At 62.0% G+C, this 21512-nt stretch carries 21 protein-coding genes and 1 pseudogene; 9 read left to right on the top strand and 13 right to left on the bottom strand.

Annotated features, from left to right (window positions below):
• Positions 1 to 60: 60 nt before the first annotated feature.
• Together EAH75_RS00575 and EAH75_RS00570 are read right to left on the bottom strand one after the other, a co-directional pair.
• Positions 61 to 873, bottom strand: coding sequence for an SGNH/GDSL hydrolase family protein (locus EAH75_RS00575; protein ID WP_140803661.1), 813 nt, complete (start codon positions 871 to 873; stop codon positions 61 to 63).
• A 248-nt stretch (positions 874 to 1121) separates the two neighbouring features.
• Positions 1122 to 2153 (bottom strand): AraC family transcriptional regulator, encoded by a 1032-nt coding sequence (locus EAH75_RS00570; RefSeq protein WP_161596209.1) that lies wholly within the window; start codon positions 2151 to 2153, stop codon positions 1122 to 1124.
• Positions 2154 to 2318: 165 nt separating this feature from the next.
• On the opposite strand from EAH75_RS00570, the gene EAH75_RS00565 reads away from it, so the two are divergent.
• The 3 genes from EAH75_RS00565 (at position 2319) to EAH75_RS00555 (ending at position 4536) form a co-directional block, all read left to right on the top strand.
• Positions 2319 to 3125 carry an alpha/beta fold hydrolase gene (locus EAH75_RS00565; protein ID WP_140803659.1) on the top strand — a complete coding sequence of 269 codons (807 nt, stop codon included), beginning with the start codon at positions 2319 to 2321 and terminating at the stop codon, positions 3123 to 3125.
• A 271-nt stretch (positions 3126 to 3396) separates the two neighbouring features.
• Complete coding sequence (locus EAH75_RS00560) at positions 3397 to 4152, top strand: zinc-dependent peptidase (protein ID WP_140803657.1); 756 nt, start codon at positions 3397 to 3399, stop codon at positions 4150 to 4152.
• A 153-nt stretch (positions 4153 to 4305) separates the two neighbouring features.
• Positions 4306 to 4536, top strand: coding sequence for an alpha/beta fold hydrolase (locus EAH75_RS00555; protein ID WP_241668842.1), 231 nt, complete (start codon positions 4306 to 4308; stop codon positions 4534 to 4536).
• Between the two features lie 83 nt (positions 4537 to 4619).
• On the opposite strand, the gene EAH75_RS00550 is transcribed toward EAH75_RS00555, so the two are convergent.
• The 3 genes from EAH75_RS00550 to EAH75_RS00540 form a co-directional block, all read right to left on the bottom strand.
• Positions 4620 to 5057, bottom strand: coding sequence for a MarR family winged helix-turn-helix transcriptional regulator (locus EAH75_RS00550; RefSeq protein ID WP_140803653.1), 438 nt, complete (start codon positions 5055 to 5057; stop codon positions 4620 to 4622).
• Positions 5057 to 6499, bottom strand: coding sequence for an MFS transporter (locus tag EAH75_RS00545; protein ID WP_140803651.1), 1443 nt, complete (start codon positions 6497 to 6499; stop codon positions 5057 to 5059). Before EAH75_RS00545 ends, EAH75_RS00550 begins: the two co-directional genes overlap by 1 nt.
• A 309-nt stretch (positions 6500 to 6808) precedes the next feature.
• The gene (locus EAH75_RS00540) at positions 6809 to 7738 is read right to left on the bottom strand and encodes a LysR substrate-binding domain-containing protein (RefSeq protein ID WP_140652529.1); all 930 of its coding nucleotides are present in this window, start codon (positions 7736 to 7738) and stop codon (positions 6809 to 6811) included.
• Between the two features lie 119 nt (positions 7739 to 7857).
• On the opposite strand from EAH75_RS00540, the gene EAH75_RS00535 reads away from it, so the two are divergent.
• Positions 7858 to 8379, top strand: a complete 522-nt coding sequence (locus EAH75_RS00535; protein WP_140803649.1) for a lipocalin-like domain-containing protein — start codon at positions 7858 to 7860, stop codon at positions 8377 to 8379.
• A 48-nt stretch (positions 8380 to 8427) separates the two neighbouring features.
• Here EAH75_RS00535 and EAH75_RS00530 read toward each other — a convergent pair whose 3' ends face one another.
• Both EAH75_RS00530 and EAH75_RS00525 read right to left on the bottom strand, forming a co-directional pair.
• Positions 8428 to 8793 carry a DUF6164 family protein gene (locus EAH75_RS00530; RefSeq protein ID WP_140803647.1) on the bottom strand — a complete coding sequence of 122 codons (366 nt, stop codon included), beginning with the start codon at positions 8791 to 8793 and terminating at the stop codon, positions 8428 to 8430.
• An 85-nt stretch (positions 8794 to 8878) separates the two neighbouring features.
• On the bottom strand, positions 8879 to 9103 hold the full coding sequence (locus tag EAH75_RS00525) for a hypothetical protein (protein WP_140803645.1): 225 nt from the start codon (positions 9101 to 9103) through the stop codon (positions 8879 to 8881).
• Between the two features lie 223 nt (positions 9104 to 9326).
• Here EAH75_RS00525 and EAH75_RS00520 point away from each other — a divergent pair, with 223 nt between their 5' ends.
• The 3 genes from EAH75_RS00520 to EAH75_RS00510 all read left to right on the top strand — a co-directional run bounded on the left by EAH75_RS00520 (position 9327) and on the right by EAH75_RS00510 (position 11215).
• On the top strand, positions 9327 to 9971 hold the full coding sequence (locus tag EAH75_RS00520) for a glutathione S-transferase family protein (RefSeq protein WP_140803643.1): 645 nt from the start codon (positions 9327 to 9329) through the stop codon (positions 9969 to 9971).
• 310 nt (positions 9972 to 10281) lie between these two features.
• Positions 10282 to 10638, top strand: a complete 357-nt coding sequence (locus EAH75_RS00515) for an ArsR/SmtB family transcription factor (protein ID WP_077445046.1) — start codon at positions 10282 to 10284, stop codon at positions 10636 to 10638.
• Positions 10639 to 10717: 79 nt separating this feature from the next.
• Positions 10718 to 11215 (top strand): SRPBCC family protein, encoded by a 498-nt coding sequence (locus EAH75_RS00510; RefSeq protein ID WP_140803641.1) that lies wholly within the window; start codon positions 10718 to 10720, stop codon positions 11213 to 11215.
• A 137-nt stretch (positions 11216 to 11352) separates the two neighbouring features.
• Here EAH75_RS00510 and EAH75_RS00505 read toward each other — a convergent pair whose 3' ends face one another.
• Positions 11353 to 13218: an esterase/lipase family protein gene (locus tag EAH75_RS00505; RefSeq protein ID WP_140803639.1), complete on the bottom strand. Its 1866-nt coding sequence runs from the start codon at positions 13216 to 13218 to the stop codon at positions 11353 to 11355.
• A gap of 696 nt (positions 13219 to 13914) precedes the next feature.
• Between EAH75_RS00505 and EAH75_RS00500 the strand changes: the two genes are divergently transcribed.
• Entirely contained in the window at positions 13915 to 15723 is a 1809-nt protein-coding gene (locus EAH75_RS00500) for an amidase (protein ID WP_140803637.1), read from the top strand.
• A 199-nt stretch (positions 15724 to 15922) separates the two neighbouring features.
• On the opposite strand, the gene EAH75_RS00495 is transcribed toward EAH75_RS00500, so the two are convergent.
• From EAH75_RS00495 to EAH75_RS00475, 5 genes and pseudogenes are all read right to left on the bottom strand, one after another.
• On the bottom strand, positions 15923 to 16159 hold the full coding sequence (locus EAH75_RS00495; RefSeq protein ID WP_140803635.1) for a hypothetical protein: 237 nt from the start codon (positions 16157 to 16159) through the stop codon (positions 15923 to 15925).
• 239 nt (positions 16160 to 16398) lie between these two features.
• Positions 16399 to 17238: a TIGR02391 family protein gene (locus tag EAH75_RS00490; RefSeq protein WP_140803633.1), complete on the bottom strand. Its 840-nt coding sequence runs from the start codon at positions 17236 to 17238 to the stop codon at positions 16399 to 16401.
• 84 nt (positions 17239 to 17322) lie between these two features.
• Positions 17323 to 19437, bottom strand: coding sequence for a UvrD-helicase domain-containing protein (locus tag EAH75_RS00485; protein WP_140803631.1), 2115 nt, complete (start codon positions 19435 to 19437; stop codon positions 17323 to 17325).
• Between the two features lies 1 nt (position 19438).
• Positions 19439 to 20218 (bottom strand): hypothetical protein, encoded by a 780-nt coding sequence (locus tag EAH75_RS00480; RefSeq protein ID WP_140803629.1) that lies wholly within the window; start codon positions 20216 to 20218, stop codon positions 19439 to 19441.
• A gap of 28 nt (positions 20219 to 20246) precedes the next feature.
• Positions 20247 to 20708: pseudogene (locus tag EAH75_RS00475) on the bottom strand (methylmalonyl-CoA mutase family protein); the annotation flags it as partial.
• Between the two features lie 175 nt (positions 20709 to 20883).
• Here EAH75_RS00475 and EAH75_RS00470 point away from each other — a divergent pair.
• Entirely contained in the window at positions 20884 to 21327 is a 444-nt protein-coding gene (locus EAH75_RS00470) for a lysozyme inhibitor LprI family protein (protein ID WP_140803627.1), read from the top strand.
• The last annotated feature ends 185 nt before the right edge of the window (positions 21328 to 21512 follow it).

The following is a 21512-nucleotide window of genomic DNA, read 5'->3' as shown; positions in this document are numbered from 1 at the left end:
GGCAGCGGCTCGCCATGGCGCGAGGCGCAACAGCCGCGGTATCGATGCCCGAGCCAGGCGTTACTTCGCCAGCGTGCGTTCGATGGCCTGCTGGGCCAGCGGTGCCATGATCGCGTAACCCGCGGGCGTCGGGTGTACGCCGTCGCTGGCCAGGCGGGAATCCATGCCGCCCCGCACGTTGCTCAGTGCGCTGTAGTAGTCGAGGTAGGTCGCGCCACTCGACGCGGCGTAGGACTTGAGCCAGGCGTTGAGCGCGCGAACCTTGTTCGCCGGCTGCAACCCCGGTTGCCGGGGATAGTCGCTGACCGGCAACACGGTCGCGAGAATGACCCGGATGTGGTTGGCCTGCGCCAGCTCCGTCATTGAACGAAAGTTGTCCTCGATCATCGGCAACGTGGCGAGCCCCGTATTGCCCGCAATGTCGTTGGTGCCGGCGAGAATGACCACCGCCGCGGGATGAAGCTCGATCACGTCCTGCCGGAAACGCAGCAGCATCTGCGCCGTGGTCTGCCCCGATATGCCGCGATTGATGTACGGCTTCCCGGGAAAGAACCGGGTGCCCTTGGTGCGCCCCCACGCATCCGTGATGGAGTCTCCGAAAAACACCACGCGCGCCCCGCCAGGCGCGGGCGCCGGCAGCTGCGCGTTGTCATCGCGGTAACAGCCCAGTTGCGGCCAGTCCGACAACAGCTGCTGCATGGATGCCACCTGCTCGGCAGTGACCGACGTCGGCGGCACGGTGTAGAGCGGATTGATGGCGACGGACGCCGCCGTGGCGGAGATGGAGGTCGCGGCCTGACCTGTGGCGTGCAACGCGCCTGCAACGCTGGCGAGAAGCAGGAACGTGGCGGCAAAGACCGACAGATACTTCATGCTCGAAATCTCCACGAAAAACTCGGGGCTCAACGAGTGACCAGAATACCCCGCGATCAAACGGGGCCAGCGTCGATTTCTGCAGCGCTTCCTCTGCCGTGACCGATGAGCTGCGCAGACATCGGCGCAGCGGGCGATCGTCGCGTCTATCTCGCGCTGGAACCGTGCCTTGCCAGACCACCTCGGGCCCTGCCACCTGCCGCCCGCGTGAGCGGCCAAGACTGGCCCGCGCGAAGGACAAACCTTGATTAGCCGTCCCCTTTACTCGCGGCGTCGACGGCGGAACCGTCCCGACGCCGGCTGGCCTCGCTCGGCGCATAGCCGAACTGCGCCTTGAAGGCACGGCTGAAGGCCGCGTCCGATGCGTAACCGGTGCGATCGGCCACCTGGGTGACGCGCAGGCCGCCGCTGGCGAGCATGTCCGCCGCCAGCGTCAGCTTCAGCCGCTTGACGTACTGCAGCGGTGCCTCGCCGACCCGCGCGACAAAGCGCTCGGCGAAAATCGAGCGCGACATCGTGGCGATGCCGGCCAGTCCTTCCACGGTCCAGTGATGATAGGGCGCGGCGTGGATGGCGCTCAGCGCGTGACCGATGCGTTCGTCGCTCAGCGCGCCGACCCAGCTGCGTGGGTGGGTCTGGCTGGCGGCCCAGGTGCGCAGCGTGCGGATTACCAGCAAATCGATCAGCCGTGAAATCATCAGCGACGAGCCGGGTTCGACCTCGTGCGATTCCTTGACCAGGAAATGGGTCAGCGCGTGCAGCCAGTCCGGCGTCCTGCCCTCTTCGCTGGGGATGTGCACCACCAGCGGCAAGGCCGCGATGATGGCGGCCAGCGATCCCCCTTCGAAATGGAACAGGCCGCCGACGATGCGGGTCGGCGCGCCGTCGCCGCCGTAATCGAGCACCGACTTGTCGCGATCGAAGTGTTCGCCGATGAGGCTGTCGATTTCCGCCGGCGGCGTGGCCGGGTCGTCGCAGATCAGGTGGCCGGTGCCATGCGGCAGCAGCAGCATGTCGCCCTGGCCCACGGCCAGTGGCTCGGCGCCTTCGGCCCTGACCCACATCGTGCCGGCCTCGGCGTAATAGAAATGCGCTGCCCCCTTGGGGAAAGCGATGCTCCACGGCGCCCGCAGCCGCGCGGAATACACCAGCTCGCCGCGAAGCCGGATCAGAGTCAGCACCTGGGACAACACGTCGGCGCGGGTGGCCGCCATCCCATAGTCCGGCACTTTTCCGGACGATCGGCCAAGCAATGCGGTCTGTCGGATATGGCTGCTCATGGCACTGCGTCCCATCCTTTGGCTTGTGGTTTTCAGCCCCACAAACCCTACCCCAGGAGCATGACATGAAAGCATTGAACGATTTGATTCCGACTCCCACCGACCAGACCGGCATGCCCGGTCTGCTCACCGCCATCGACCACGCCGCCCGCTAAGGAGAACGACATGACTTCCCTGTTCCACAAATTGCTGGGCCGCGCCCTGCTTGCCGCCGGTATCGTCGCCTCCTCCGCCGCGATGGCAACGGGCCATGCCGGCCCCGCCGCCAGCGCTCTGCCGACACCCACCACGGCCGTGCTGGTACACGGCGCCTGGGCCGATGGTTCAAGCTGGGCCGGGGTCACGCCGCTGCTGCAGCGGCATGGCTTGAAGGTGGTGTCCGTGCAGTTGCAGCGTGCTTCGCTGGGCGAAGACGCCGCCATCGTCCGCCGCGCCGTCGAGGCCCAGGCGGGCCCGGTGATCCTCGTCGGCCACTCATACGGCGGCGTCGTCATCACCGAGGCCGGAACCAGCGCCAAGGTCGTCGACCTGGTCTACGTCGATGCGTTCGCTCCGGGCGACAACGAGTCGATCGACGATCTCACCAAGCCCTATCCGGCCGGCGCCTGGCAGGCCGGGATCATCAAGGACGACGCGGGATATCTGACGCTTCGCAGCAGCGTCTACCTCGCCAATTTCGCACCCGATGTGCCGGCCGGCGAAGCGAGGGTCATGGCCACTTCGCAGGGACCGATCTTCGCCCATGTACTGGACGACAAGGTGAGCCACGCCGCCTGGAAGAGCAAACCATCGTACTTCGTGGTGGGCAGCGCGGATCAGATCATCCCGCCCGCGTTCCAACTGGGCGAAGCGAAGCGGATCGGGGCGCAGGTCACGATGATTCCCGATGCCAGCCACGTATCGATGGTGTCGCACCCGACCGCAGTAGCCAACGTGATCATGAGAGCTGCCGCCCGCGTCAACGGCATCTGACACGACGCAGACCCCGCCCGGATGCATGGGCGGGGTTTGCCGCGCATGGATGCAGGGCCTGATACCACCAAGACGCGAGCTGCAGGGTGGGCGCCCGGCGCGGGGTACTCCGGCTGCCGGGTCAGCAACGGATCCCATCCACGCGCCCATCGGATGAAGTTCGATATGACGCTCTTGCGCTTCGGTGCAGGCTGCATATGTGCTGCTTCCTTGAGAAAGCGCACTTCGGCCCAGATGCTCTTGAGCTTGTGACTCACTCCAGCATGTGGCCATGTTCGACAAAATCAGAAACTGGCGCGTCCGACGCATCGTCGCGCGGCACCCGATCGTCGAATCGCTGTGGCGAGACGCGTTGCAGCGCTGTCCCGCAGCGCACCGGCTGGGCGCTTCCGACCAGGCCACGCTGCGCGTGCTGGCAACGCTGTTCCTGGAGAGCAAGTCGCTGGAGCCGGCCAAGGGGTTGCAACTTGACGACGCCGATCGTGTCTTGCTTGCGGCGCATGCCTGCCTACCCATCCTGAAACTGGGCCTTGATTGGTACGACGGTTGGCACAGCATCATCGTGTACCCGGACGCGTTCATTCCACGTCGCCCGCAAACGGATGCAGCGGGAGTTGTGCATCAGACCAGCAACGTGATGGCCGGTGAGGCATGGGGGCGTGGGCCGGTGATCCTGTCGTGGGCGGATGTGCTGAATACAGGGAAGAAACCGGGGCACAACGTGGTCATCCACGAAATGGCACACAAGCTCGACATGCTCAACGGCGACGCCAACGGCTTTCCGCCCTTGCACCGGCGCATGGACCGCCGCGTGTGGTCGCGGGTCTTCTCGAGCGCGTGGGATCGCCTGCAGGAAGATCAACGCAACGGGGCCGAGTTGCCGATCGACCCGTATGCGCTGGAAAGCCCGGCCGAGTTCTTTGCGGTGGCCAGCGAGCAATTTTTCGAGACACCGGCGACCTTGCGCGAACATCTGCCGGACGTCTATCGCCAACTCGAGCAGTTTTACCGGCAGCACCCGTTCTGAGCGCTCGGTGCTCGAGAATGAACGACTGCGGGTGCGACAGGTAGCACTGTACGGGGACGACTTCCGGGGAAAGTGCACTCTGATTCTGAACCCTGATCCCTGCCCCCGTCCCCGGCACCTTTTTTCGCCTTCCAGCGCGAGCGTAAGCATCGTGTGTTCGGCGGCGCCTTCGGCACCCGGCTGCCGGCCGCCGCGTGGCACGACAAGCCGAGCTACGCGATCGTGGCCACCGGGGACCGTGAGCTCGACCCCGCCACCGCGCAGCGGATGGCCAAACGCGCGGGCTCGAAAGTGACCGTGCTCGAAGGCGGGCATCTGGTTTTCGTCGCCCGCCCCCGCGCCGTGGCCCACGTGATCGAGACCGGCGCGCGCGCCGTCCGTTAGCCAGGCCGCGCGCTCAGGCTTGCGCCCATGCCGTACTTTCCCCGTCCCGCTTTCTCCGCGGCTCCCCTCTTTCCAGCTGGCCGTCAGCGCCCGGTGCGATCGATCCGCTCCAGGATGCGGCGCAGGTGGGCGAGGTCGGTCTTGGATAGATCGTTCACACCCGGCGGCGCGTCGTCGCGCACGGTACGCCGCACCAGTTCGATCATCTGCCGGCCAGCCGGCGTGACCGATACGAGCTTGGCGCGCTTGTTGTCCGGGTGCGGGTAGCGCTCGACCAAGCCGCGATGTTCAAGATCGTTCACCGCAACGGTGGTGGCGGGCGCATCGCTACCGGTCGCCTCGGCCAGCTGGGTCAGGGTCATCGGCGCATCGAACAACCGCCGCAGCACGCGTGTACGGCTGAAGGGCAGCCCGGTGACCTCGCTGACTTTCCGGCGCCATTCGCCACGGGTTTCCCAGACCAGGCCGACCATCATCTGCCAAAGTTCGTCCGCTTCGCTGCCGCGTCGTGCCGGCGCCATCACGCGGGAGCTCCCGCGGGCGCTTCTTCCAGCAGATGCGCGGCGTGCCGCGTGGTGTCCCGCGCCCAGCGTGTGGTGGACAGCCACGCCAGAAACAGCACGGTGACGCCGCCGCCGGTGATGATCCACCAGAACGGATGCGTCGCCTCGGCGAAGCCGTTGCGCACATGCCCCGCCAGGATGGTGCCGGCCAGCGCCACGCCGAGCGAGGCGCCGATCTGCCGGCTGGTGGACGCCACCGCCGCGGCAAGACCTGCCTGCGCCTTGGGCATACCTGAGACGGCCGTGTGGGTGATCGGCGCGTTCACCATGCCGAAGCCGATCCCGAAGATCGCGTAGGTCAGCAGCAGGAAGGGCAACGGCGTAGTGGCCGTCAGCTGCGTCATCATCAATGCGCTGACGGCCGTGGCGGTGCCCGAGGCCAGCAGCGAAGGCAGCGTGCCGTAGCTGCCGACCAGCCGACCGGAGAGCGGCGAGCAGAGAATCGTCGCCAGTGCCAGCGGCAGGGTGCACAAGCCGGTATGGAAGGCCGACAGGCCGCGCACCTCCTGCAGGTACAGCGCATTGAGGAACAGGAAGCCGGAGAACGCCGAGAAGCTGCATATCGCGATCAGGGTCGCGCTGCTGAACGGCGCGCTGCGGAAAAACCGCACGTCGATCAGCGGCTCGTGCCGGCGCGGCTCGTAAACCAGCAGCGCGACCAGCGAGAGCGCCGCGGCGGCGAACAGGCCGATGATCGTGATCGAGCCCCAGCCATCATGCGGGCCTTCGATCACCGCATAGGTGACCGCGGCGAGAATGACGAGCACCAGCAGTTGTCCCAGCGGATCGACGCGCCGCGCGCGCGGCGCCCTGGACTCGGGAATGTAGCGCGCGGCAAGCAGCATCGCCGCCGCACCGATGGGCAGGTTGACCCAGAAGATGGAGCGCCAGCCGATGCTTTCGGTGAGCGCGCCGCCGATCACCGGCCCCAGCGCCATCGCTACGCCCGCCACCGCGCCCCATACGCCGATGGCCCGTGCGCGCGCCCTGGGTTCGGTGAACGTGTTGGCGATGATCGACATGGCCACCGGGTTCAGCATCGTCGCACCCAGCGCCTGTAGGATGCGGAACGCGACCAGGCCATGGATGTCCGGCGCCACGCTGCACAGCAGCGAGCCCAGCAGGAACAGCGCCATACCCAGCTGAAACACGCGCCGGCGGCCGAAGCGGTCGGCCATCGAGCCGGCCAGCATCAGCAGGCTCGCCACGACCATCGTGTAGGCATCGATGACCCACTGCAGCCCCGATACGGATGCGGCGAGATCGCGCCGGATCGAGGGCAGCGCCACGTTGACGATGGTGGCATCCATGGCGACCATCAACAGACTGAGGCAGCAGATGCCGAGGATGAGGTTGGGATGGGCATTGGCGCGCCGGGCATCGCTTATAGTTGTATTCATACAACTATTGTTGATTAACAACTATTGGCTGTCAATGGGGCGCCGCGAACCGGCAATATCCGGAGCCGGCGAGGTCGGGAAGGTCATCTGCTGTCCCGGCGACGGGAACACGGAACGGAGAAAGTCGAGCGAACCGCATCCTGCCTCCTCCGGGCCGGCTCCCGGGCACGGCAATCCCGCACGAAAGAACCTGCCAGTGTGCTTGGCCGCAACATGCGCTGACGATATGCGCAGGTTTCGCGTGGGTCGTGGACTTGAACAAGGAAACGTCATCGAAGATCGCGGGCCAAAAACAGGCAGAGTCGACGTTCAGAAAAAGTGCACTCTGACCCTGAGGTTTCCGTCCCGGTTTCCCCGGTTTCCCGCCAGGCCCAGATGCGTCCGTGCCTGCTCCCTCACCGCTTGCCGCAGGTGTGTCAGCGCCACCGACATGGGGCCAGCGGCGGTATGCAGGCACAGGTCCACGCCCGGTAGCGGCGGCAGGCCGTGACGTTCATCCAGGCGCATCAGCGAGCGTGGCAGGTCAGCGCCCGTGCGCACGGTGATGCCCAGGCCCGCGGCCACGCCGGCCCACAGGCTGTGCAGGCTGGCGGTGACGAAAGCCGGCCGCCAGGCGATGCCGGCCCGGTCCAGTGCGGCCGTACCCGCCTGACGGAAGAAACACGGCGGCTGGTAGAGCGCCAGATCCAGCACTGCATCCGGCCGCACGACCTCGCCCGTTCCTGCCGGTCCGATCCAGGTCATCGGCAGCGTGGCCAGGCGCTCGGCGTCCGCGCGACCGCCCTGGTTCATGGCAAGCACCAGGTCGAGCTCGCCGCGGTCGAGCCGTTCGAGCAGCAGGCGGTTGGGTTCGACCAGCACATCCACCCGCACGGCCGGGTAGGCCTTCCGGAACTGCCCCAACGCCACCGGCAACCAGGACTCGGCGAAATCGCCCGGCAGGCCGAAGCGCACCGTGCCGTCGATCGCCGCACCGCGCACGGCGTGGACCGCTTCATCGTTGAGTTCCAGGATGCGGCATGCGTAGGCGTGTACCCGGTCGCCCGCCTCGGTCAACACCACGCGGCGGCCCTGCTTGCGGAACAGCGGTTCGCCCAACTGCAACTCCAGCTTGCGCATCTGCTGGCTGATCGCCGAGGGCGAGCGCCCGATCCGCTCCGCGGCACGGGCCAGCCCGCCCAGGTGCAGGATCGCCACCAGGCTGCGCAATGCGTCCATGTCGAGATTGGGAAGCGGCATCGGTAAGCAATTCGAAAGTGTTGCCCTCGAATTATTCGGTTTTTTCGCGTATCGGCAAGTCCTACGATCGGTGAGGCCTCACCCATGAGCGCGCCACCCGATTCGAAAGAGGAAACCCCATGAACCTGCACCGCCTATTCCCCCGCCTTGCCGCCATCGCCTGTCTGCTGCCCGGCCTGGCCTTGTCCTCGGGCGCCAGAGCGGCCGACACCCGTGGCGATGTCTCGCTGGCCGGAACCTGGACCCTGGTAGCGGCCGACGTGCTGCATCCGGACGGCTCGCGCTCGCACGACTATGGTGATGCGCCCAAGGGCCTGCTGCTGATCGACCGCAAGGGGCACTACTCGCTGCAGCTTTTCCGCGCCGACCGCCCGCGCTTCGCCAACCCGGACAAGGCCAAGGCCAGCGCGCAGGAATACCGGGAAGCCGTGATGGGCGCGAGCACCCACTACGGCACGCTTGCGGTCGAACCAGTCCGGCACCAACTGGTGTTCCATATCGAAGGCGCATCCTTCCCCAATTGGGAGGGGCAGGAGCAAAGCCGCGCCTTCGAGTTGCGCGGCGACACGCTCAGCTACCGGGTGCCGCCGCGTCCGGACGGCAACGTGCCTATTTCGGTTTGGCGGCGCATCAGCGACTGAGCCATCTCTCGGAAAGGGCTCTGGCGCCGATAGTTGCGGCTTGCGGCCCTACCCGCGCAACAGGAAGTACGGAACCGTCACCAGGCCCAACGCGAAGAGGATGCCCAACACGCTCATCACGACGCGCACCGGGTCTGCACGAAGCAACGTGATGAACGTCGCTGCGGTGCCTGCGCGCCTGGCAGCGGCGTATTCGGCACGGGCACGGGCCGCGCGCTGCTGCTGGTAGTCGTCCATCGCGCGCCTGGCGTCTGCGAAGACCGCGTCTTCGGTGACCCAGATTCCCCCAGCCGAGACACCCCACATGCTGGGTCGGGTTTCGTAGAACGCGATCCGCTGCGCGTCGAGCATCGCGCGCACATCGTCGGCCTCGTCATCGGGCACGTTACGCAGGTTCATGAGCAGCTTGGACATGACGCCATGATAGCTGCCCCCTGAGTGCCCCGACCGCGTTGTGCCGGCACGGAATCAAGTGAACCTGATCTTGTTTTTCGGCCGATCAAAGCTCTGGTACGTCCCCCGACTCGAACAGCACTCGCGGCGTGCCGTACTCTCCGCTCTCTTCGTCCACGTCCATGCTGTAGGCGACGACGCCGGCATGCTTGTCAGCCAGCAGCCCTGCCCTGCGCGCTGCCTCATCAGCCGTTTTGAACTGCAGGACCTGGCCTGGTTTCAGGCCATTCTTCACCCGGTCGAAGGGCTGCACTACGTGGATCGTTTCCATACTTGCTCCTGGGTTGAGGCAAGTATGACGGGTTGATATATCAGCGCGGCAAAGGTTGGATTCGCCTTTCTTGAGCAAGCCCACTCTGAGCCCAGCCTCGACTTAATTTCCTCCGTCCCCTTTTCTTCTGCCTTTTCTTCTCGCCAGCGACGTCGATTTTCGATGTTCCCATTCGTCTTTCCGATGTGGGGCCGACAGGGCCGAATCTAAAAGGACTGCGAAGATGATCACCGTCTTTGGTGAAGGAAGAGGCTTCCGGGTCGTCTGGCTGCTGGAAGAGATGGGGCTTGCGTACCGGCTGAGGCCGGTGGATCTTCTGGCCGGTGTCGAGAAGGACGCGGAGTTCCTGGCCATCAACCCTGCCGGTTTCATTCCGGCGATTCGGGACGGCGACGTCACGATGGTCGAGTCCATTGCGATCATGGAGTACCTGATGGCCCGCTACGGGCCGACACCGCTCGCGCCCGACCCGCTCGATCCTGCCTTCCCCGCCTACCAGCAGTTTCTCCACCTCGGCGAAGCCGGTCTCGCGGCCTCCATCTACTTCGTGGTTGGCGCCCGCCATTTTGCGCCGGAGTCCGAGCGGCAGAACTGGAGTGCCGACCAGGCACTAAGCGTTTTCGAAAGCCGGCTGACATTGGTGACTCGGCAGCTTGCACGCACGCCCTATCTTGCCGGCGAGACCTTCACGGCTGCGGACATTTCAGTGACCTACGCGTTGGAGCTCGCCCAACGAGCTGGAGGCGCCACCCTCGGCGAAGCGGAACAGTCCTATATGGCCCGCACCAGCGCGCGCGAAGGCTACAAGCGCGCCATGGAAACCTGTCCGTCCAGGAAGGCATGGCTCGCTGAGGCGCCCCTTCCATAACCGCTCGATCCAAGCAGGTCAGAGCCACTTCCGGCGCACCAGTCATCGCCCTTCATCGCGTCAGCCGCTGCGAACCACGCCTGCACGGGGTTCTGACCTGGTCAGCTTTGCACTGAGCACTGTCGAAACCTGACCCGGTTGGCTCCTCTCGTTCTTGTTCAGAGCCTTTGTTCTTCGACCTGATCGAAGACGTCCCGCAAAACAAAGGGGTCTGAGTTGGCCCGGCTTTTTCGGACTCCTCTTCGCAAAGGTCTTGACCGGCCTGTTCCCGTCTATGTATATTACCTATCAGTTATGAAACTGGACGGCTATGCAAACCTCGGAACGTCTCAACCTCACCTTCGCCGCTCTGGCCGACCCCACCCGCCGCGCCATCCTGGCGCGGTTGGCCACGGGAGAGGCCACGGTGACGGAACTCGCCGAGCCGTTCGAGATGAGCCAGCCAGCCATCTCCAAACATCTGAAAGTGCTTGAGCGCGCCGGCCTCATCTCGATGGACGTCGATGCGCAACGGCGTCCACGCAAACTGGAACCGAAGCGATTGCAAGAGGCCGTGGATTGGATCGAACGTTACCGCGAGATCTTTGAACAGAGCTACCAGCGCCTCGATGCGTTGATCGAGCAACTCCAGGCCAAACCGTCCGGGCGCAAACGAGCAAAAAAATAGCGCGCACATGTCGGCGCGCTGTTCGCCCGTTCATCCTCATGGCGGCGCGCCATCACGATGAAACACCAAGGAGAAGACCATGCCCAAGCCCGCAGAAGTGACACTTCCCAGTGATCGCGAAGTCCGCGTCACGCGTACCTTCAACGCGCCCCGCCAATTGGTGTGGGATGCGCATACCCGCCCCGAACTCGTGCGGAAATGGCAGGGTTATGACGGCTGGGATATGCCGGTGTGCGACATGGATGTCCGCGTCGGCGGCAAATACAGATGGCAGTGGAGAAGCCGCGAAGACGGCAAGGGATTCGGCTTCCTCGGCACCTTCACCGAAGTCGACGACCCGTCGAAGCTGGTCCACGAACAATATTACGACCCGGGCGATATGGACTTCGCCATGCCAGCGGGCGATCCATGCATCGTGTCACTCGAACTCAGCGAGCAGAACGGCGTCACTACGCTCGTCTGCAATCTGACGTTCGCTTCGAAGCAAGCGCGTGAAGACGCGGTCTCCACCGGCATGACCGACGGCATGGAGCACAGCTACACCCGCCTCGACGACATGTTCAAAGCTGCAGGGTGAAGGAGAAGACACACGACAAAGGGGACGGAGGCAATTATTGCAATTTAATTCCTTCCGTCCCCTTTTTGGGAGAAACCTCAGGGACGCAGGTCCTCCGTCCGGCTGCCGTGGATACGATCGACATGCCGGCTGCGGGGTCAGTGACCCAGCCTCCCTTCGTCCAATTTGACCGCTTCAAGTTTCTTGTCGGTCCACGGTGTGGGCTGGATGCTGCTGGCTTTCTGGTACGCGTCCTTGGCGGCCGCGACGTCACCTTGCGCCCATAGCGTGTCGCCTTTCATGCCCAAGCCGTACGCCTTCAGCGCGGGTACGGCCTGCATCTTGGAGGACAGGTCCGACCAGGCATGCAAATCATCGACGCCCAGCCCCTTGGGTCTGGTCACGGACGAAATGGTTACCCTGACATGCGTCATGTCTGCGCTGACCATCTGCCCTGGTTCGCTCGTCGGCAGTTCCAGCCTCGGGTCTCGCAAGACATTCGGCACGCCCGACTTTGCGGAAATCACATTGGCGACCATTTGGGCGCCCTGCGTACTGACGATGCGCGGGGACGCCTGCTGCGCGTTCTGCAGTGCGGTGTTCGCCGGAGTGAGCAGCCCCAGCGAGGCGAGCGCATCCGCCGTCAGCACCCATTTCGCCGCGGACGGAAGTTCCGGCGCCGTGCGGGCAACCGATTCGCCGGCAACATCGGCGATTTTCGCGAACTGCTGTTCCCTCGGCAGCCGATTCAGCTCGGCGATGTTGTCGGATGACGACAGGTAATCGGTCACCTGCGCCGTCACCTGGCGTACCACGGCGTCCTGCTTGGCCTGCACACCTTCCACGTCCTTGATGTGTACCACGATGAGTCGATCATCCAGCGGAGGCACGCTGAGCGTGAAGTGGTATTCCTTTTGCAGCGGGCCGCGCATGAGCACCAGTTTCAGGTCGTCACTGTGCTGTGCGGGAATGTCCTTGGGCGTGTCGTCGGGCAGCACGATGAGATGAGGGTCCGAAATCTGCCCGATGGTGTAGTTGAGCTTGCGCGCGCCGGTGTTGATCAGGCGCGCGCCGTTCTTGCCGTTCGGATCGGTGAGTTCGTACGTCCAGTGCGCACCCTCGGGCTGGAAGTCCGGTGTCGAGAGCAGGGGTTGGCTGGAGCTGCCGAAGACATACTTGTTGAGGGCATTGACCAGGACCACCACCGACGGATGTGCCAGCCGATCCGGCTTGACGATGGTGAGATGGTCGGTGCCCTCGATGGCGGTGGGCACGTCCTTGCAGAACCGGGTGGCGCTGGACCATGGGACGATCATGACGCGAGCCAACGGCGCCGTTTCGTAAGCGCAGATGATGCTCGGCTTGTCCTGGTCCGACAGCCGCCCCCATTCGTCGCTGAGCAATTGCAGAAAGTCGTTCTGGTCCGCCATCAGCATCTGCTTGACGGCCGGGTTGTTGACCACGTGCTGGGCGACGGCGGTGATCTGCGAACCCTCCTGTGGTGTTGCATAGAACACCATGAGTGGCACCTTGTCCCGGTGCGACGGGTTGTCGATCATCTCGCGCATCGCGATCAGTCCGCCCATGCTGTGGGCGACGAACACGACGGTCGGATAGTTCCACACGCCGTTGTACTGCAGCGACTGCTCCAGCATGTTCGCCGCCTCACGGATATCGAGCGAGCCGCCCTTCAGCTTGTTGGACGTGAATCCGAACGCAAAGACATCGACCTGGTTGCCGACGCCGGGCGCGGACTTCAGCAGCGTGAAGAAGCTTTTCCCGTTGGCGTTCGTCCAGGTGCCGTCCGTATCGCCGAACAGACCGTGGACGAAGACCACCGCCACCCTGGATGGCGGCGTGGCTTGCTGGACCCAGTGGGGATCGGTGGTATTCGTCGCCGTGTTGTCGCTACCGCAGCTCGCACCGAGGGTGGCGATGCCGATCAGCAGAGCCGTGCAGAGGAAAAACCGTACCGCAGGGCGACGCCAAGCCACCCAAGCCGATGAACGCCGCAGAGTGTCCATGGACCCTCTCCTGAAGTAACGACACGGCAGTCGTCAACACATACTAAGGCTGCCGATTGCAGGCTTTCAATCAAAGCGGGGCAGAGCCCGTTCCGGCAACCTTGCGCCAGCATTTGCCGGACGTCTATCAGCAGATCGAACGGTTTTACCGGCAGCACCCGTTCTGAGCGCTCGGTGATCAAGGACGAACCTCTGACGCCCGTTCCTGTTCGAGCCTCTGCTCGTCGATCTGGTCGATGGTGACTCCGAAAACAAGGCGATCGAGCGTCATGGCATCCCTCCTCCGGCGAGCTGGCGGACATGGCTATCCGTCCCTGCCGAACTTATCGGGCTATTCCAGATATCGCCACGCCGAAACGCTTCGGCCTGACCATCGCAGCCACGCTTGGGCGAACCACGGGGCCGAAGAAAACCGACACCTATCGCGCCGCCCCAACGATTCGCAGGAAGGGCTACGCTGATCCCTGTTTGCTTGGGGAAGGTCTGATCAATCGGCTTCTTGCCCGTCATCCCAGTCTTCGCTGGAATGACGGGCAAAATCAGAGTTCCCCCAAGCCAAGTTGTGCCCGCACCGAGGCTGGTTCACAGTGGGCCGCCATTCCGGCGCGCCCGGAATGCTCGGGGTGCGGCGCAGGCCGCATCCTCGCCGGATTCGACAGCAACACGCTCCCGCTGCGGGGCGTATCGGGGAGAACCATGAAGACTCGTCGCGATTTCCTGACCCAGGCGCCGCTTGGCCTGCTGGGTGCCATGGTGGCTGGCAGCGCGTTGGCGCAGACGGGGGAAAACCCCGCCCCCGGCACGCCGCCGCCCGGTTCGCCCGGCGCCTTCGACACCGCGCCGCCGGTGGGGCCGAAGTTGAGCACGGCCACCTTTGTCGAGGCGGAGAAGCTGGCGCAGGTGAGCATGACCGAGGCGCAGCGCGAGATGGCTGTGGCCAACTGGCCCACCTCCATGGCCGCGCTGCTGGAGCGCCGCACCGGCCCGCGCAAGGTGGCGCTGGAAGACGGGCTGGCGCCAGCCACCACCTGGTTCCCGGCGATGGGCCGCGCGCACGTCGGGCCCGCGCACGATCGCTTCGTGCCGTCCAAGGTGGCGGCCACGCCGCTGCCGGCGAAGGACGAGGACATCGCCTTCGCCTCCGTCGCACAGCTCGGCACGTGGATCCGCGCACGCAAGCTCACCTCCTCCCGCCTGACGAAGATCTATCTTGAACGCCTGAAGCGTTTCGACCCGCAGTTGCGCTGCGTCATCACGCTGTGCGAAGAGCACGCGCTGGCGCAGGCCGCGCAGGCCGACAAGGAGATCGCCGCCGGCCACTACCGCGGCCCGCTGCACGGCATCCCGTGGGGCGCGAAGGACCTGCTCGACACCGCCGGCATCGCCACCACCTACGGCGCCGAACCGTTCCGCCACCGCATGCCGAAGGACGACGGCGCGGTCACCCGCAAGCTCAACGAGGCCGGCGCCGTGCTGGTGGCCAAGCTGAGCCTGGGCGCGCTGGCGCTCAACGACATCTGGTTCGGCGGCCAGACCATGAACCCCTGGCTGCTGCAGGAAGGCGCCTCCGGCTCCAGCGCCGGGCCGGCCTCGGCCACCGCGGCCGGCCTGGTGGCGTTCGCCATCGGCAGCGAAACCCAGGGCAGCATCATCAGCCCATGCATGCGCTGCGGCACCACCGGCCTGCGCCCCACCTACGGCCGCGTGCCGCGCACCGGCGCCATGACCTTGTGCTGGACGATGGACAAGCTCGGCCCCATCGCCCGCTCGGTGGAGGACACCCTGCTGGTGCTCAACGCCATCCGCGGCACCGATCCGGGCGACAGCGCCAGCGTGGCCGCGCACCTGGACTACGATGCCGCCGCCCCGATCAAGGGCCTGAAAGTCGGCTACTTCCCCGGCTGGATGAAGGAAGCATCGGCCACCGAGCTGGACCGCGCCGCGCTAGCCCAACTGCGCGCGCTCGGCCTGGTGCCCACCGAAGTGTCCCTGCCCGACTGGCCGTACGACGACCTCAACCTGCTGCTGTTCGCCGAGGCTGCGGCGGCCTTCGAGGAACTCACACTCTCCGGCGCCGCCGACCAGCTGCCCATGCAGACCCCGGATGCCTGGCCCAACCTGTTCCGCGAAGCGCGCTTCCTCTCCGCCGTGGACTTCGTGCAGGCCGACCGCCTGCGCCGCAAGGTGGCCAGGGAGATGGAGCGCGTGATGGCCGAGGTGGACCTGCTGCTGGTGCCCTCGCTGCGCGACGAGATGATGGTGATCTCCAACATGTCCGGCCAGCCCTCGCTCACCCTGCGCACCGGCTTCGTGGAAGTGAGCCAGGTACGCAGCGACTGGGCACCCGACCCGAAACACCCGCTGCCGAAGCTGGCCAAGCCGCACCGCGTGCCCTACGGCGTGACCCTGATCGGCCGGCTGTTCGACGAAGGCACGCTGGGCCGCGTTGGGCGCGCGTTGGAGGCGAAGGTGGCGGTGGCCGGGGAGCGGCCGGTGGGGTTTTGATTGGCGTGGCCTGATCCGGGCGATGGGATCGAAAGCGTGCCGAGGCGACGAGCAAGTGATCGATGTCGACTTTCGATGGCCCCGTTCGTCTTCCTGTCGTAGGGCCGACAAGGCCGAACCACAGGAGGATGACTAACGATGATCACTAGTCTTTGGCGAAGGAAGAGGCTTTCGGGTCAGCGTGAGGTAGCCAACCCGGTTAGCCAGATGCCCGTTCCTGTTCGAGCCTCTGCTCGTTGACCTGATCGAGAATATTCCGCACGGCAAGCGCTGAGTCGAGGATAGCCTCCCCCAGCGTCGATACGCTCTGGGGCTGCAAGTTCTCCGTATCGCAGAACGTCATCGCGTCGCCATTGGCTGTGATCGTCCGGAGCAGAGTGCTTAGCTCGTCGATCTGGTCGATGGTGACTCCGAAAACAAGGCGATCGTGTGTCATGGCATCCCTCCTCCGGCGATATTGCGGACATGGCCGTCCGCGCCTACGGAATCTATCTCTTCATTTCAGATATCTGAAAAGCAGATAGCGTCACGCTGGTTTTCACGGATCGCCGCCATACGTGCCAAGTCGATACACAAGAGCGAGTACCTGGTGCTGCCGCAGCATCTGCCCGTACTCGCACTACGGTCGGCCCAATCAAAGCAGGTCAGAGCCCTCTCCGGCTAGTTGTGAAGCGGCTAGCTCTCTGCGCGAGCAACGGCTTCGGATTCCAGCAAGAACAACTCATTCACCAAAAGAAACTCTCGAAGAGAGCACGCTCGGTCGTCATCAATTCGGCGATGAGCGCGCGGATTACGGTGTGCCGAGAACGCTCCAGTGAACAACTCCGCGCGCCCTCTGACCTCACCGGGATTCAATGCTTGCCACGTGAGCGGTGAGTCGTCTCGCAGGAACGCTTTCTCGAATACCTTCCGGCCGAATAGGCCCGAGAAACCACAACGGCGAACTACAGTCTCTTCGAGCAGACGAAATGCTTTGGAGATTGCAGCATCGGGGTCTGACTCCAGCAACAACGCCAGATCCCACAAACGTGGATCCAATAGCCCGAACGGCGGCAGCAAGGAATATTGCTTCCGAGTGCAAGCACGCCCCCCGCCTCGGGCATCTAATACCTTCCAGGTGTAGTCGCTCAACCGATACGGACGGATAGCTCGACGGCCGTCGATTCTGACGGCATCAGCTCGAGTGAGCCGACTCTCGGCAGCACGACGCATGAACCGCGCACTGACAAGTACCTCTTCAACCTCGATGCAATGGTCTTTCAACAACAGAAGAACAATGGCGAGTCCCGCCGGCCCTTCCCCCTCATACCCAGACGTGAACCCAGGACGGACGAGAATATCCTCATGCTCAGCCAACTGAAGATAGAGGCAGTGATCGTGTTCATGGGTCAGAAGAATGGCTTTTGTGACCCACTCTCCCGCCTGAAGAATACGAACCACCGCATCGATGCACCGCTGGGTAATCCCAGATTCACCGTGGTATTGCATATTCGCGATTTGAAACGCCTCGAACATTACGTTCTCATCACACGGATAAGGAAAAGCGGAGAGTTCATCTATTTACTAAAATTAAACGAATCTGACCCCTCATTTTCCTTTTTATGACTTTGTGACAAGCCGCTCCTTGATAGCAGACTGCAAAACATCAGGAATTCGCGTGTCACACACAATATCGAGCACAGAACTTGCTCGACTTGCTCCGAGATAGATCGCAGTCAGTTCTCTAAGCTTTGCATGAGCATTAGTCGCACGAACAAGCCCAGAAACGACAAGAACAACATCCGAGAATTGAGTGCCGCCGATGAACTGCCAAGACGACACCACCGCGGCCCGGCGCTGATAGCTCAGAAGCTCTACGTCGTCAAAACTCTCGAGTCTGATTACCGGCAACCCAGCATTCTTGATTCCCGTAAATATAGCGCCCTCCGCCGCGCTAACACATACCACACAGACCCTGCGCCCCTTCTCTTTTGAAGCAGCCACTTCTTTGGCTTTTTCAACGCAAAACCGAGTGATTGCCTCGTCACCAGACAGCTGGACAACTCGGGGTTTGCGGACCTTAGAGTCGGAACGAGCGACCTTAATCGCGGCTGCATTAAGTGGAAACCGGCCATATAAGTAGCTTATAAATTCGAACAGCCCAGCCCGGAAACGATGCGTCTCCTCAAGATAAACACGATCCTTTGCTCGGAGCGCCTCGGAACGATCATTAACAGCAGAAAACATACCTTGAGATGGATCTTCAACTGAAAGGAAGACCATTCCCGGTTTCGCTCGCGATAGCAGCGATACCGCAAGACGCTCTTGGGCATCAAAAAGCTGCAACTCATCAATAAGAATGTAATCGTAACCATCCGTCTCGCGTTTCACATTCCACGAAAACGTTTCGAACACTCGAATGCAATCTAGTACTAGTTGATCAGTTGTAATCGCACCAAGATCAACCAGCTGCTCCATCAATCGTTCGAAAACTCGTAGACAAAGCTCACGATCCGTACGTGTAAAAAATGGCGGCATTGTCTCATCGCGAGGTGCTATCAAGTACTCCGCAACCCGGTCGCTATCCCCTGGCATTACTCCCTGTGGAGATAATATGCCTATTACCTCCTCGTAAAGATCGAGAACAAGTTCGTTTCTTGCTAACGAGCCTTGATTAGCGTCAATTGCGTGAACAATGTGCGGCGACATTAGCGCGCGAGAAGAGGTGCCGATCTTTGCCCCCACTTCACCCAAGAAGCGGTCAAGCAATTCCATTACCCTACGCTGTCCATCCGCACTGTCCTCACCCAGTACCGCACTGGCCATTTGACCAACATTTCCTGCATGGGTCTGTAGTATATAAAGCAACGGAAGAACAGAAATTGATGGAGTTGGACGACCATCATTTAACGAGTGCAAGATACCATCAATACGCTCAGTCATAGCCCAACTGTGCGTTACGATAAGAATCTTCTTTCTTCCTCCAATCACGCTTTCATCTCGCGACAGCCGAATCGCGCGCATGCACAGCGTCAGGGTTTTACCACTACCAGCCGGACCAATTACTCGGACAGACGCATCAAGCGGTCCATTCACTATCCGCTCTTGCTCTGCTTTTAATATCGTCAACCAATATTCATACGAATATCCCTGAACGACCGCGTCACTGCCAATAGCTTCTAAATCAACTTGTTCGGCAAAACTATCGACCTTGGCCTCTTCTGCCAAACTGGTCCTAACAACCTCAACCCAGGCACTGTAGCCAATAATGTCTGGCGTAACTGGCGGCACCCAATCCTTGAGATCGATGCGACGCCGATCATCAGTTAACCCCAAGAAGCGGACTAATTTGGCGCCGCTATCAATATCTGCCAACCACCTTTGATTACCTTCATCCTCGCCAACAGCGAAGAACGCAAGCCTGCTCTTAAAGTGAAATTCCGCCCAGCCGCGCGGCAAATGAACAGGTGGCTTAGCGGCCGATTTAAGCACACGCGCAATTCTTGTGTAGGCCGCGTCAATATCGCCCTTCAAGGCTTTCAGAGAAGCAATATCTATAAGCGCGCAAAATTCCCCCTCATGCTCTCGTCCGGTAGCAAACGCCAGCACGTCAGCGCCTATATTCTTTGATCGCAAGCCTGGCAAAGTTGTCGCTGGAATCTTTGAATCGCGAGCATGCTTTCCACTCACAATTACATCGATCGCGCTTTCACTAAGGAAGATGAACTTTTCCATACTAAGTATTCAGTCCTGTGAAAACCGCATCAACAGAAGCGGTAGGGATGTCGGGTAACCCGATGTCAGCAAATACTTGGCCAAGCATTTGCGTAAGCCTGTAGCGAAATGGCGAATTGAGCTGAGCGACTCTTAACCCAACCCTTGATGCTGACTCCGACGTTCGTAGTGCAATTGATGAAACTTGTTCTTGCCACATTGGCCTGAGCCAAGCGACACTTGCCGATGCCGCAGTAAGCGGCGGACTCGACAGAACAAGCAAGTCCCCTCGCGCTTTAACTTGATTGCGGAGCCTATCAATTACTTTTGCCCAAAGTACACCTGACGACTCCAAAATTAGTCGCATATCTGAGATTGTGATATCAACATGTTCGTGTACAAGCACACGCGCAGTCAATTCAACGTTTCGATCCACGATGTCGTTTATTAGCAATCGCGACTTAATTCTTGCCAAAAACTGACTATCTGCTGCAGCAACATCAATCGTCAGCGACTGCCTGCAAAATTCTTGAAGTTTGGACCCATAGTTCTCAAATGTGTCATATGACAGACATTGACATATGACCTCCTCTACAGAAAGGAGCGGCACCAAAGTTACAAGACGCGAGTGCTTCTTTTTATCTAAGTCGCAGTCTGCTGTGACAACGATGCCATATCTGTCTGGGCAGCTTTCCTTAGAAAACTTAATTAAGTCGCCTTGTTGTAGTGTGTCACCAGGACCTACTCCACTATAGAGATTCCATATTGCATCATCTCTCTCAACCGCATCGATATCCGACATACGAAAGCACGCCCCCTGGCTTCTTGCGTTACATATTCCGCTGATACTCCCCACCCACGTCATACAACGCATAGCTGATCTGCCCCAGCGAGTTGTACTTCACCGCCTCGATCAGCTGCTCGAACACATTGCGCCGATCGCGCGCCGTCACCTGCAGCACCTTGAGGCTGTCCGAGGCCAGCGCATTGCGTGCCTCGCCGTAACGCTTCACGTTGGCGATCTGGGCGCCCTTCTCTTCTTCGGTCGACCGGATCAGTTCGATCTCGGTGGCGATCTCGCCGCCATGATCCTTCGGCAGGAACGTGTTGACGCCAATCAACGGCAACGACCCGTCATGCTTCTTGTGCTCGTAATACATCGACTCTTCCTGGATCTTGCCGCGCTGGTACATGGTGTCCATCGCACCGAGCACGACGTGGCTGCCCTGCCACGGGTTCTCGTTGCTGTGAGGCCGAGCTTCTTTGCCATTGATCATCCGTATCGCCACCGCGCCATTCCCCCACAGCATTTCCCGAGCAAGCTCACATTCTGCCGCAAAGTCCCGATGATAGGCTTCCCGGCAAAGGATTTCAGGGCTTGTCTTTCAACGGGTTCGCCTGGCCCTCTTCCAGCTTGAACAGGCCGCGTCGGTCCCCGGCAACAACATTTCGATCAGGAACGTCATCATGAAAACAGTAAGGACACTCGTCGTCATCCTCGCCCTGCTTGTTTACGGCACCGGGGCGATCGCCGCCGACAGCACGAGCCAAGTCATAAAGCGCGATGCGCCGAAAGGCATCACGACCACGTTCTATACGTGCATCGACAAGGCCGGCTCCGACACCATCGCTATCGGCGCGTGTCTGTCCACGGAGAAGACCACGCAAGACGCGCGGCTCAACACCACGTACAAGGCGCTGCTCGGCAAGCTCCATGGGAAGGCGAAGGACCAACTGATCAGCGCGGAACGAGCCTGGCTCAAGTTCCAGAATGAGGATGGCACTTTCCAGAACCTGCTCTACGGCGACGAAATCATCGACAACCTCGACCTGACGCAGAACGAGATTTTCAGCCTGTGCAGAAGAGCCAACGAATTGGACAGTTATCTGGCCATCGCGAATGGTCTGTAAACACCTCATTGTTAAAGGAGTAACACGATGCCCACGCCCAACACACACGATATTGACTCGCTTGCCGGTGCCACGTATTTCGTGGTGGGTCGCGGTACTGAAGGCGGTCCGTCGCCTTATCGCCTCGCCATCGCTGGCGTTACTGACGCTAATTGGGGCAAGGCAGACAAAGTCGCTGCCAACAG

The organism is Rhodanobacter glycinis, assembly GCF_006438785.1.
Lineage (GTDB): Bacteria > Pseudomonadota > Gammaproteobacteria > Xanthomonadales > Rhodanobacteraceae > Rhodanobacter > Rhodanobacter glycinis_A.
The sequence above is the reverse complement of the archived record's forward strand: the minus strand, read 5'-3'. Positions and strand labels throughout refer to the sequence as shown.

Excerpts from the sequence above, each read along its gene's own strand:
- EAH75_RS00545 (WP_140803651.1), bottom strand. The coding sequence starts at position 6,499 with ATGAATACAACTATAAGCGATGCCCGGCGCGCCAATGCCCATCCCAAC.
- EAH75_RS00565 (WP_140803659.1), top strand. The coding sequence starts at position 2,319 with ATGACTTCCCTGTTCCACAAATTGCTGGGCCGCGCCCTGCTTGCCGCC.
- EAH75_RS00535 (WP_140803649.1), top strand. The coding sequence starts at position 7,858 with ATGAACCTGCACCGCCTATTCCCCCGCCTTGCCGCCATCGCCTGTCTG.
- EAH75_RS00515 (WP_077445046.1), top strand. The coding sequence starts at position 10,282 with ATGCAAACCTCGGAACGTCTCAACCTCACCTTCGCCGCTCTGGCCGAC.
- EAH75_RS00550 (WP_140803653.1), bottom strand. The coding sequence starts at position 5,057 with ATGGCGCCGGCACGACGCGGCAGCGAAGCGGACGAACTTTGGCAGATG.
- EAH75_RS00485 (WP_140803631.1), bottom strand. The coding sequence starts at position 19,437 with ATGGAAAAGTTCATCTTCCTTAGTGAAAGCGCGATCGATGTAATTGTG.
- EAH75_RS00575 (WP_140803661.1), bottom strand. The coding sequence starts at position 873 with ATGAAGTATCTGTCGGTCTTTGCCGCCACGTTCCTGCTTCTCGCCAGC.
- EAH75_RS00495 (WP_140803635.1), bottom strand. The coding sequence starts at position 16,159 with ATGACACACGATCGCCTTGTTTTCGGAGTCACCATCGACCAGATCGAC.
- EAH75_RS00560 (WP_140803657.1), top strand. The coding sequence starts at position 3,397 with ATGTTCGACAAAATCAGAAACTGGCGCGTCCGACGCATCGTCGCGCGG.
- EAH75_RS00490 (WP_140803633.1), bottom strand. The coding sequence starts at position 17,238 with ATGTTCGAGGCGTTTCAAATCGCGAATATGCAATACCACGGTGAATCT.
- EAH75_RS00480 (WP_140803629.1), bottom strand. The coding sequence starts at position 20,218 with ATGTCGGATATCGATGCGGTTGAGAGAGATGATGCAATATGGAATCTC.
- EAH75_RS00510 (WP_140803641.1), top strand. The coding sequence starts at position 10,718 with ATGCCCAAGCCCGCAGAAGTGACACTTCCCAGTGATCGCGAAGTCCGC.
- EAH75_RS00530 (WP_140803647.1), bottom strand. The coding sequence starts at position 8,793 with ATGTCCAAGCTGCTCATGAACCTGCGTAACGTGCCCGATGACGAGGCC.
- EAH75_RS00520 (WP_140803643.1), top strand. The coding sequence starts at position 9,327 with ATGATCACCGTCTTTGGTGAAGGAAGAGGCTTCCGGGTCGTCTGGCTG.
- EAH75_RS00540 (WP_140652529.1), bottom strand. The coding sequence starts at position 7,738 with ATGCCGCTTCCCAATCTCGACATGGACGCATTGCGCAGCCTGGTGGCG.
- EAH75_RS00500 (WP_140803637.1), top strand. The coding sequence starts at position 13,915 with ATGAAGACTCGTCGCGATTTCCTGACCCAGGCGCCGCTTGGCCTGCTG.
- EAH75_RS00470 (WP_140803627.1), top strand. The coding sequence starts at position 20,884 with ATGAAAACAGTAAGGACACTCGTCGTCATCCTCGCCCTGCTTGTTTAC.
- EAH75_RS00525 (WP_140803645.1), bottom strand. The coding sequence starts at position 9,103 with ATGGAAACGATCCACGTAGTGCAGCCCTTCGACCGGGTGAAGAATGGC.
- EAH75_RS00505 (WP_140803639.1), bottom strand. The coding sequence starts at position 13,218 with ATGGACACTCTGCGGCGTTCATCGGCTTGGGTGGCTTGGCGTCGCCCT.
- EAH75_RS00570 (WP_161596209.1), bottom strand. The coding sequence starts at position 2,153 with ATGAGCAGCCATATCCGACAGACCGCATTGCTTGGCCGATCGTCCGGA.